The organism is Nocardia terrae, assembly GCF_009760405.1.
Classification (GTDB): domain Bacteria; phylum Actinomycetota; class Actinomycetes; order Mycobacteriales; family Mycobacteriaceae; genus Nocardia; species Nocardia terrae.
On sequence record NZ_WRPP01000007.1, the window covers coordinates 462651 to 472911 of the forward strand.

Below are 10261 nucleotides of genomic sequence, written 5' to 3' on the forward strand. Positions count from 1 at the left end.
TGTTTCGTAAATTATGTTCATGAAGTACCCGGAGGAGTCGTGAGAGGTCGCAACGCCCGTGTCGGCCGGAAGGGCGCGGCCCGGCGCACCCTGGCCGGGCAGGTGTTCGTGGTGCAGGTGCTGGTGCTGGCGGTGGTGATCGCCGCGGGGGCGGTGCTCGCGGTGCTGCAGACCCGCCGGGTGCAGGACGACGCCACCCGCGCGGAGGTCGTCGATATCGCGGTGGCGGTGGCGCAGTCGCCCTCGACCCTCGCCGGTGTGCGGAGCCCGGATCCGACCGCGATGCTGCAGCCGGTGACCGAGGCCATCCGCATCGACACCGGCATGGACTTCATCGTGGTGATGGCCCCCGACCGGACCCGCTACACCCACACCGAGCCCGACCGGATCGGGAAACCCTTCAGCGGCAATATCGATCGGGCGCTGGCGGGCGAGACGTTCACCGAGACCTATACCGGCACACTGGGTCCCTCGATTCGCGCGGTGACGCCGGTCCGGGACGAGAGCGGCCGGATCATCGCACTCGTGTCGGCCGGTGTCACCCGGACGCACATCTGGGTCCAGGTGCGCCAGCAGCTGCCGCTCATCCTGCTCGCCGCCGCGGGCGGGCTGGTGCTGGCCACCCTCAGCTCGCTGTTGTTGCGGCGCAGGCTGTTACGGCAGACGCACGGGCTGGGGCCGAGCGAGCTGCGGGCCATGTACGAGCACCACGACGCGGTGCTGCACTCGATTCACGAAGGGTTGCTGGTGTTCGACAAGTCCGATGAACACGCCGAGGTCGTCAACGACCAGGCCCGCTTGCTACTGGATCTGCCGGAGGGTCCGATCACCCGCTCGGATCTGCCGGTGTCGTTGCAGCGCTTGGGAACCGGGGTCGTCCGCGACGAGATGCACGTGACCCCGGAGCGGGTGCTGGTGGTGAACCAGGACGTGGTCGAGCACGACGGCCGCCGCATCGGGACCGTGCTGACCCTGCGCGATCACACCGAATTGCGGGACGTGCTGGGCGAATTGGACTCGGTGCGGGGCTTCGCGGAATCCCTGCGCGCGCAGGCGCACGAGGCGGCGAACCGGCTGCACACCGTCGTCACCATGGTGGAACTGGGCCGTTCCCGCGAGGCCGTGAACTTCGCGACCGCGGAACTCGAACTCTCCCAGGTGCTCATCGACCGGCTCACCGGCGCGGTGGCCGAACCCGCGGTGGTGGCGCTGCTGCTGGGCAAGGTGGAGCAGGCGGCCGAATACGGGGTCGAGTTGACCGTCACCGGCGACACCCTGCTCGACACCACCGATCCGCTCACCCCGCACGAGATGGTCACGCTGCTGGGCAATCTCATAGACAACGCGCTCGACGAAGTCGGGCACGACGAGGACGCGTGGGTGGAGGTGACCGTGCGCCGCGACGAGTCGGAGCTGTTCGTGCGGGTGGCCGACAGCGGGCCGGGCATGTCCGAGGAGCTGTTCACCCGGGCCACCGAGCGCGGGTATTCGACCAAGACCGATCATCACGGGCTCGGGCTGGCGCTGGTGCGCAGACTGGTCGCCCGGCACGGCGGTGAGCTACGGGCAAGGCGGGAACCGGAATCCGCGGTGATCGTGAGGTTCGCGCGATGACCACCCCACGTCACCGGATTCGAGTACTGATCGTCGAGGACGAGCCGAAAATCGCTGCGGCGCACCGGTCCTACGTGGAGCGGTTGCAGGGCTTCGATGTGGTCGGCGTGGTCCATTCCGGCCGCGACGCCCTCTCGATCGCGAAAAGGTCACAATCTTCCGGCGTGCCCGTCGATTTGGTACTGATGGATATCGGCTTGCCGGATATGAGCGGCCTCGCGGTCGCGGCGGCGCTGGCCGGGCTGCGGCCGCGGCCGGACGTCATCGCCGTCACCTCCGCCCGGGATCTGGCCATGGTGCGCGCCGCCGTCTCGCACGGCGTGGTGCTGTATCTGTTGAAACCCTTCACCTTTGCGGCCTTCCGCGAGAAGCTGGACCGCTATCTCGAATACCGGGCGGCGCTGCCGGCCGGGGAGGCGGCGGTCTCGCAGCAGGACATCGATCGGGCCTTCGGTGTGCTGCGCACGCCCGACCAGCGCGCGACATTACCGAAAGGTATTGCGCCCCAGACCATGGACGAGGTGTCGCGCGCGGTGCGGGCCGCCCGGGAGGGGCTGTCGGCCGGTGAGGCGGGCCGCGCGGTCGGCGTCTCGCGGGTGACGGCGTGGCGATACCTGGAGCGTCTGGCCGAAGACGGCGTGGTGGAACGCCGGACCGACTACGGTCGAACTGGGCGGCCACAGGTGCGATATGTGTGGTTGCGCTGATTGGGGTTATGCCGCCGGTTTGCCAAAGGGGTCAAGTGACCGGTGCCACACGGGCAGCTGCACGAGAACCGACTGCTCATGATGTAACAGTTGCCACCTTTTGGTCCGGCGGCGTGCTGTAACAGGGGCTAAGTTCCAAGATATGTAGCGCGATAGTCGATGAGGTTTCTGATTAGCGGGGCAATAGTGCAAATGGTCGGCAAACGGTCAGGTTCGCCGGATCCAAAACGCCACCTGTGGGTGCTGGGGTTGGTCGCACCCATGAGTGCGTTGTTGCCGTCGCAGTTGGTGCTGTACACCAAGGCGACGGTGTTCTGGTGGATCGGGCCGATCATCGTCCTGATCGTCATTCCGGTGCTGGACTGGGTCGTCGGGGAAGACGGCAACAATCCGCGCGACGAAGACTACGAATTACTCTCCAACGACCGGTATTACCGGTGGTGCACCTTCATGTTCCTGCCGGTTCAACTGGTCGGTCTGGGCCTTGCCGCCTATATGTGGGCCGGTCACGACCTGTCGATCTGGAACAAACTCGGATTGGCGGCCACGCTCGGATTCGTCAGCGGCATCGGTATCAATGCCGCGCACGAACTCGGCCACCGGGTGGAGCGGCTGGAGCGCTGGCTGTCGAAAATGGCGCTGGCGCAATCGGCTTACGGTCACTTCTTCGTCGAGCACAACAAGGGCCACCACGCCCGCGTCGCCACGCCGGACGATCCGGCGAGCGCGCGGATGGGGGAGTCGCTGTGGGAGTTCCTGCCGCGCAGCGTGATCGGCGGCTTCCGTTCCGCAATCCGGCTGGAGGGCGAGCGGCTGCGGCGCAAGGGACGCCGATGGTTCAGTGTCCACAACCACATCCTGCAGGCGTGGAGCATGACCGTGGTCCTGTTCGGAACGTTGCTGGCGGTTTTCGGCTGGGCGATCCTGCCGTATCTGTTGCTGCAGGCCGTGATCGGCGCGGCGTTGCTCGAAACGGTGAACTACGTAGAGCATTACGGTCTGCTGCGGCGCAGGCGGCCCAATGGCGGCTGGGCTCGCTGCTCCCCGCGCGACAGCTGGAACAGCGACCGTCTGGTCACCAATATCTTCCTGTTCCACCTGCAGCGGCACAGCGACCACCACGCCAATCCTGGACGCCGGTACCAGACTTTGCGCACCTCCGAGGAGGCTCCGCAGCTGCCCGCGGGCTACGCCACCATGATTTTGCTGGCCTTGTTCCCGCCGCTGTGGCGGTACGTGATGGACTCGCGGCTGCTCGAGCACTACGCGGGTGACGTCAGCCGCGCCAATATCCAACCCCGCAAGCGGGACCGCATCCTCGCCGAGTACGACTTCCCGGCCGCCGCCTGACCCGCGTATTCGAGGATCGACAAAACGCCACCGACGTGCGTACGCTGTACGCACGTCGGCCGTCGCGTGGGGGCACCAGGCCGGACCGACTAGCCTTAGCGCCAAGCAGCCGACCATGGAGAGGCAGATGACGACCGCTGTGTCCAGCATGATGACCCCCGACGTCCGCAACGGGATCGATTACAAGGTGGCGGACCTGTCCCTGGCCGAGTTCGGCCGCAAGGAGATTCGGCTCGCCGAGCACGAGATGCCGGGCCTGATGGCGCTGCGGCGCGAGTACCACGATGTGCAGCCGCTGCGCGGCGCGCGCATCTCGGGCTCGCTGCACATGACCGTGCAGACCGCCGTGCTCATCGAGACCCTGGTCTCCCTCGGTGCGGAGGTCCGCTGGGCCTCCTGCAACATCTTCTCCACCCAGGACCACGCGGCCGCCGCGGTCGTGGTCGGTCCGCACGGCACCGTCGACGAGCCCAAGGGCACTCCGGTTTTCGCCTGGAAGGGCGAGACGCTCGAGGAGTACTGGTGGGCCGCCGAGCAGATGCTGACCTGGCCGGGCGAGCCGGCCAACATGATCCTCGACGACGGCGGTGACGCCACCATGCTGGTGCTGCGCGGTGCGCAGTACGAGAAGGCCGGCGTGGTGCCGCCCGAGGACGAGACCCACTCGGCCGAGTTCAAGGTGTTCCTGAACCTGTTGCGCGCCAGCCTCGAAGCCGACGCCACCAAGTGGGGCAAGATCGCCGACTCGGTCAAGGGCGTCACCGAGGAGACCACCACCGGCGTGCTGCGGCTGTACCAGTTCGCGGCCGCGGGTGAGCTGTCGTTCCCGGCGATCAACGTCAACGACTCGGTCACCAAGTCGAAGTTCGACAACAAGTACGGCACCCGCCACTCGCTCATCGACGGCATCAACCGCGGCACCGACGTGCTCATCGGCGGCAAGAAGGTGCTGATCTGCGGCTACGGCGACGTGGGCAAGGGCTGCGCGGAGTCGATGGCCGGGCAGGGCGCGCGCGTGCAGGTAACCGAGATCGACCCGATCAACGCCCTGCAGGCGCTGATGGACGGCTTCGATGTGGTGACCGTGGAGCAGGCGATCGGCGACGCCGACATCGTCATCACCTCCACGGGCAACAAGGACATCATCCTGCTCGACCACATGAAGGCGATGAAGGACCAGGCCATCCTGGGCAATATCGGCCACTTCGACAACGAGATCGACATGGCCGCCCTGGAGCGCTCGGGCGCGGACCGGCTGAACATCAAGCCGCAGGTCGACCTGTGGACGTTCAAGGAGTCGGGCAAGTCGATCATCGTGCTGTCCGAGGGCCGCCTGCTCAACCTGGGCAACGCCACCGGCCACCCGTCGTTCGTCATGTCGAACTCGTTCTCCAACCAGGTCATCGCGCAGATCGAGCTGTGGACCAAGCCCGACGAGTACGACAACGAGGTCTACCGCCTCCCCAAGCACCTCGACGAGAAGGTCGCCAAGATCCACGTCGAGGCCCTGGGCGGCACCCTGACCAAGCTCACCAAGGACCAGGCCGAGTACATCGGCGTGGACGTGGAGGGCCCGTTCAAGCCGGACCACTACCGCTACTGAGCCGAACCCGCTGTAGCAACTGAAGATTCGGCCGGTCACCCACGGGTGACCGGCCGAATCTCGTTATCGGGCGGCTAGGCCCAGGGCCCGGACGGCGGCAGGCCGCACCCCAAGCTGTTCGCCCAGGACGGGTCCACCGTCGCGCACAGGACTTGATGAGATCCGGTGTTCAGTGCGGAGCTCAGGGCAGAGGACCCCGTACCCGCCGATCCGGTGCCCGAGCCCGAATCTGTCGCCACGACGGGAGCGGCGGCGCTGGTCGTGCCGGAACTGCCGCTCGTCAGGCACGTGATCGCGTTCTCCAGCGGCCACAGGAAAGCGCCCAGATTGCCGCCGAGGCCGTTCTGGATCGCACTGCTCGGCGCGCTGGACCCGGTGTTGCAGGCGGCGATCGGTGTCGCCGACTGTGCGGGCGGCGGATCCGCGGACGCGGTGCCGGTCGCGAGGGCGCTCGCGGCCAGGCCGGTGAGCAGCAGGGTCGAGAGGCGTTGCGCCGGAGCGTGTTTCATCGGGTCTCCTCGATGGTGGAACGTTCCGGCGATTGTAAAAGAAACATGTTTCAGAAAGTGGCCCGTATTTCCGGGGGCTCGAAAATTGGTGCGCCGCCGACTCGTCGGAGTCGGCGGCGCGTCCGTGCGGCGGGTGGTGGGGTCAGACGCAGATGTCGAGGACCGGGACCCACTGCTTGCCCTGGAGCGTGCAGAGGGTGGCGTTGATGAGTTCGCTGGCGCTGGAGCCGGTGCCGAGCACATTGCTCGAGCCCGAGCCGCCGGAGCCGGAGGGGACGGAGGAGCCCGAGGGGATGAGGGAGGAGCCGGAGTTGGCTACGGGGTCGAGGGAAACCGGGTCCGCGGCCGCGGTGCCCGCCGTGGAAAGGGCGGCGGCGGTGACCGCGGCGGCGGCCAGGGTGTAGGTGAAGCGGGACTTCATCAGGTGCTCTCCTTGCAGGGGGAGTTGTGGCTCGGACCCTACAAGAATTGAATGACATCCGTTTCGGATTTGCGCAGGTTACTTGCGGAACGACTCGGGCAGCGGATAGCCCTTGTCCCGCATGACTTCCCGGGCGCGATTCGGGTAGTCGGTGATGAGGCCATCCACGCCCATATCGAGGGTCTTGCCGATGCTGTCCTTGTCGTTCACCGTCCAGGGCACGACCTCGAGGCCGAGACGGTGGGCCTTGGCGACGTATTCGGCCGTGACGTCGGACAGCTGGTGATCCGGCGACGAAATGTCCGCGCCCAGAGCCTTGATCGCGCCCAGGGCGTCGCCCGCGTGATTCTCGTAGCGAATCGGGCCGAGCCACGGACTGTTCGGTACGAACGTGGTGGCGTCATAGAGCGCCACGGTCGGAATGCTCGAATTCCTCGCCTTCACCAGCGGCAGGCTGCGCCAGTCGAAGGATTGGATCTCGACCCTCCGGGTGGCTCCGGCCGCCGTGACCGCGTCGAGAATGACGTCCACGAATTCGTCGGGGGTGGCGGACTGTTCGGGGTGCTCGGCCTCGACCTTGGTCTCCACGTTGTAGCGCAGCGCCTCGAACGCGCCCGGGTAGGTCTTCACCAGATCGAACAGCTCCGGCAGCTTGGCGATCTTGTTGCCCGGAAGCTCCTGCGCGTCCGGGAATCCCGCGAGCTTCTTGCCGCAGTCGAGGGTGTGGATCTGGTCGTAGGTGAGGTCGTGAATCACCTTGCCGACGTAGGGGTACTGCGGATCGCCGGGAGCGGCCGGGGCGGTGTCGGTGCACTTCTCGGCCTGGATGACCGGATCGTGCCAGATGAGCGGGACCCTGTCCTTGCTCAGGACGATGTCGAGTTCCAGTGTGGAGACGCCCAGTTCGATGGCCTTGGCGAAGCCGGGCAGGGATTCCTCGATGGTCATGCCGCGACCGCCGCGGTGGGCCTGGAGATCGAAGGGGCGGCCGGCGTCGGCCGCCGGGGCGGCGGGGGTGGTGTCCTTGTCACTGGAACCGCTGCCGCAGGCGGTCGACACGACGGCCGCAACCGCGACTCCCAAGACTGCAAAAGCGCGCTTGAACTGGGAAGACTTGACGCCATCGGAAGTCATGGGCGGACTATAGCGACCATTGGGTAGTCTCCCTCTCATGGGTGTACTGGTCGCGATAGAAGGTCTCGACGGCGCGGGCAAGCGCACGCTGACCGATGCCGTCGTCGCCGGCCTGACCGCCCGCGGCCTGCGGGTCGCCACCCTCGCCTTCCCGCGCTACGGCGTCTCCGTGCACGCCGACCTCGCCGCCGAGGCGCTGCGCGGCGGCCATGGAGATACCGCTCAGTCTGTGAACGCCATGGCGCTGCTGTTCGCTCTCGACCGCGCCGAGGCGCGCGACGAACTCTCGAAACTGCTGGCGGACAACGACATCGTGCTACTCGACCGCTACGTCGCTTCCAACGCCGCCTACTCCGCCGCCCGGACCGAGCAGGACGCGCACGGTGAAATCGTGGCCTGGATCGAGGAATTGGAGTTCGAGCGGTTCGGATTGCCTGCCCCGGATGTCCAGATTCTGCTGGACGTCCCGGTTGATGTGGCGGAGGAGCGCGCTCGGCGGCGCGGCGCGGCCGACACCGCCCGCGCGCTGGACTCCTACGAGAAAGACGGTGGACTGCAGCGCCGCACCGGTACTGTCTATCGTGAGCTGGCCGAAATCAACTGGCGCGGAGCCTGGTGGGTGCATCGGACCGGTGACGAACCGGCAACACTTACCGCGCGCCTCGCGGAAATTGTTGCTGGATAGGGTTGGATGTGCGCCGACAGGTCACGAGTGTTGGCGTGGCGGCCGAATCAGAGCCGGAGAGGTGACAAACTAGACGTTATGAAGCCGAAGATTCTGGTCGTCGACGACGATATGGCTCTCGCGGAGATGCTCACGATCGTCTTGCGCGGTGAGGGTTTCGACCCCCACGTCGTCGGTGACGGCACGCAGGCGCTCACCGCGGTCCGGGAGCTGCGCCCGGATCTCGTGTTGCTCGACCTCATGCTGCCCGGCATGAACGGCATCGATGTGTGCCGGGTGTTGCGAGCCGACTCGGGTGTACCCATCGTGATGCTGACGGCGAAGACCGACACGGTCGACGTCGTCCTGGGTTTGGAAAGCGGCGCCGACGATTACATCGTCAAGCCGTTCAAGCCGAAGGAACTGGTGGCTCGGGTGCGGGCTCGCCTGCGCCGCACCGAGGAGGAGCCGCAGGAGCTGCTCTCCATCGCCGACATCGTCATCGACGTGCCCGCGCACAAGGTGACCCGCGGCGGTGCGCAGATCTCGCTGACTCCACTGGAGTTCGATCTGCTGGTGGCGCTGGCCCGCAAGCCGCGCCAGGTGTTCACCCGCGAGGTGCTGCTCGAACAGGTCTGGGGTTACCGGCATGCCGCCGACACCCGCCTGGTCAACGTGCACGTGCAGCGGTTGCGCGCCAAGGTGGAGAAGGATCCGGAGAACCCTGAGATCGTCTTGACCGTCCGAGGTGTGGGCTACAAGGCCGGACCGCCGTGATCGCTGGCTCCAGAAACCGCGTTCAGCGGTGGCTGGCGGTAGTGGTGGCCTGGTTCCGCAATCTCGGCGAGCAACTGGGCCATGTTTGGCGGCGTTCGCTGCAGCTGCGTGTTGTCGTGTCCACGCTCACCCTGTCGCTGATCGTCATCACGATTCTGGGCGTCGTGCTCACGAGTCAGATCACCGACCGGTTGTTGGACGCGAAGATCAACGCGGCCGTGGAGGAAATGGGTCGCGCCCGCAACACCGTTCAGAACCAACTGACCGGTGTGCACGATTCGGGCACCCAGCAGAGCCGTCTGGACGACGCCCGCCGCGCGCTGTTCAACAGCGCCGGCGGGACCCAAAGTGGCGGCGCCGCAGGCAGTTACGAGGCGGCGCTGGCCATGACCGGGGACAGCGGGCAGGAGATCACCTCCGGCTCGATTCAGGAGATCCCCAGCGAGCTGCGCCAATTCGTCAAGCAGCGGCAGGTCTCCTATCAGTTCGCGACCGTCTCCAGCCCGGATGGGTACAAGGGGTCGGCGCTGATCATCGGCAGCCCCTCGGCCGATATCGATTCGCTCGAGATCTATCTGATCTTCCCGCTCAGCAATGAGCAGCGCAGCCTGGGCCTCATGCGCGGCACCATGCTCATCGGCGGCATCGTGCTGCTGGTGTTGCTGGCCGCCATCACCGCGCTGGTGACCCGGCAGGTGGTGCTGCCCATCCGATCCGCGGCGCGCATCGCGAGTCGTTTCGCCGACGGACGCCTCAAAGAGCGCATGCTGGTGCGCGGTGAGGACGACATGGCCAGGCTGGCCATGTCGTTCAACGAAATGGCCGAGAGCCTGTCCAACCAGATCACCCAACTCGAGGAGTTCGGAAATCTGCAGCGACGCTTCACCTCCGACGTCAGCCACGAGCTGCGCACGCCGTTGACCACCGTGCGCATGGCGGCCGACCTCATCCACGGATCCAGCGACGACCTGGACCCGGCGCTGGCGCGTTCGGCCGAACTGCTGGTCAACGAGCTCGACCGGTTCGAAGGATTGCTCAACGACCTGCTCGAGATCAGCCGCCACGACGCGGGTGTGGCCGAACTGCAGGTGGAATCGCTGGACGTGCGCATGTGCGCGCGGGCCGCGGTCTCCACGGTGCGGCACCTGGCCAAGGAGTCCGGCGTCGAACTGGTGGTGGACATGCCCGAGGAACCGCTTGTCGCCGAGGTGGATCCGCGGCGCGTCGAACGGGTGCTGCGAAACCTGCTCGCCAATGCCATCGACCACAGCGAGGGCAAGCCGGTGCTCATGCGCATGCGCGGCGACGCGGACGCCAATGCCGTCGCCATCGTGGTGCGCGACCAGGGTGTCGGCCTGCGCCCGGGCGAGGAGAAGCTGGTGTTCAACCGCTTCTGGCGTTCGGACCCCTCGCGCATGCGGCGCTCCGGCGGCACCGGGCTGGGGCTGTCCATCAGCGTCGAGGACGCCAACCTGCACGAGG

General features: G+C 66.7%; 10 protein-coding genes. 7 read left to right on the forward strand and 3 right to left on the reverse strand.

Translation table 11 applies throughout. From position 1 onward, the window contains the following. The first annotated feature begins 39 nt into the window (after window positions 1-39). From GPX89_RS33040 to ahcY, 4 genes are all read left to right on the forward strand, one after another. Window positions 40-1614 (forward strand): sensor histidine kinase, encoded by a 1575-nt coding sequence (locus GPX89_RS33040; RefSeq protein WP_328602568.1) that lies wholly within the window; start codon window positions 40-42, stop codon window positions 1612-1614. Then, window positions 1611-2321, forward strand: coding sequence for a response regulator (locus tag GPX89_RS33045; protein WP_157391575.1), 711 nt, complete (start codon window positions 1611-1613; stop codon window positions 2319-2321). Before GPX89_RS33040 ends, GPX89_RS33045 begins: the two co-directional genes overlap by 4 nt. Window positions 2322-2582: 261 nt before the next feature. Beyond that, the gene (locus GPX89_RS33050) at window positions 2583-3671 is read left to right on the forward strand and encodes an alkane 1-monooxygenase (RefSeq protein WP_235948596.1); all 1089 of its coding nucleotides are present in this window, start codon (window positions 2583-2585) and stop codon (window positions 3669-3671) included. 127 nt (window positions 3672-3798) lie between these two features. After that, window positions 3799-5274 (forward strand): adenosylhomocysteinase, encoded by a 1476-nt coding sequence (ahcY, locus tag GPX89_RS33055; RefSeq protein WP_198347707.1) that lies wholly within the window; start codon window positions 3799-3801, stop codon window positions 5272-5274. Window positions 5275-5348: 74 nt separating this feature from the next. Here ahcY and GPX89_RS33060 read toward each other — a convergent pair whose 3' ends face one another. The 3 genes from GPX89_RS33060 to GPX89_RS33070 all read right to left on the reverse strand — a co-directional run bounded on the left by GPX89_RS33060 (window position 5349) and on the right by GPX89_RS33070 (window position 7338). Next, window positions 5349-5783, reverse strand: a complete 435-nt coding sequence (locus tag GPX89_RS33060) for a hypothetical protein (RefSeq protein ID WP_157391577.1) — start codon at window positions 5781-5783, stop codon at window positions 5349-5351. A 142-nt stretch (window positions 5784-5925) separates the two neighbouring features. Then, window positions 5926-6204 carry a hypothetical protein gene (locus tag GPX89_RS33065; RefSeq protein ID WP_157391578.1) on the reverse strand — a complete coding sequence of 93 codons (279 nt, stop codon included), beginning with the start codon at window positions 6202-6204 and terminating at the stop codon, window positions 5926-5928. A gap of 78 nt (window positions 6205-6282) precedes the next feature. After that, window positions 6283-7338 carry a glycerophosphodiester phosphodiesterase gene (locus GPX89_RS33070; RefSeq protein WP_157391579.1) on the reverse strand — a complete coding sequence of 352 codons (1056 nt, stop codon included), beginning with the start codon at window positions 7336-7338 and terminating at the stop codon, window positions 6283-6285. A gap of 37 nt (window positions 7339-7375) precedes the next feature. Here GPX89_RS33070 and GPX89_RS33075 point away from each other — a divergent pair, with 37 nt between their 5' ends. The 3 genes from GPX89_RS33075 to mtrB form a co-directional block, all read left to right on the forward strand. Continuing rightward, a complete protein-coding gene (locus GPX89_RS33075) occupies window positions 7376-8023 on the forward strand; it encodes a dTMP kinase (RefSeq protein ID WP_157391580.1) in 648 nt (215 codons plus the stop codon). A 78-nt stretch (window positions 8024-8101) separates the two neighbouring features. Continuing rightward, a complete protein-coding gene (gene mtrA, locus GPX89_RS33080; RefSeq protein ID WP_033090495.1) occupies window positions 8102-8779 on the forward strand; it encodes an MtrAB system response regulator MtrA in 678 nt (225 codons plus the stop codon). Continuing rightward, window positions 8776-10261 (forward strand): MtrAB system histidine kinase MtrB (gene mtrB, locus GPX89_RS33085; RefSeq protein WP_328602569.1); only part of this gene is annotated, 1486 nt, incomplete at its 3' end. The genes mtrA and mtrB, both read left to right, overlap by 4 nt.

Coding starts and splice junctions, on each gene's coding strand:
- GPX89_RS33045 (WP_157391575.1), top strand. CDS start 1,611: ATGACCACCCCACGTCACCGGATTCGAGTACTGATCGTCGAGGACGAG.
- GPX89_RS33050 (WP_235948596.1), top strand. CDS start 2,583: ATGAGTGCGTTGTTGCCGTCGCAGTTGGTGCTGTACACCAAGGCGACG.
- ahcY (WP_198347707.1), top strand. CDS start 3,799: ATGACGACCGCTGTGTCCAGCATGATGACCCCCGACGTCCGCAACGGG.
- GPX89_RS33060 (WP_157391577.1), bottom strand. CDS start 5,783: ATGAAACACGCTCCGGCGCAACGCCTCTCGACCCTGCTGCTCACCGGC.
- GPX89_RS33065 (WP_157391578.1), bottom strand. CDS start 6,204: ATGAAGTCCCGCTTCACCTACACCCTGGCCGCCGCCGCGGTCACCGCC.
- GPX89_RS33070 (WP_157391579.1), bottom strand. CDS start 7,338: ATGACTTCCGATGGCGTCAAGTCTTCCCAGTTCAAGCGCGCTTTTGCA.
- GPX89_RS33075 (WP_157391580.1), top strand. CDS start 7,376: ATGGGTGTACTGGTCGCGATAGAAGGTCTCGACGGCGCGGGCAAGCGC.
- mtrA (WP_033090495.1), top strand. CDS start 8,102: ATGAAGCCGAAGATTCTGGTCGTCGACGACGATATGGCTCTCGCGGAG.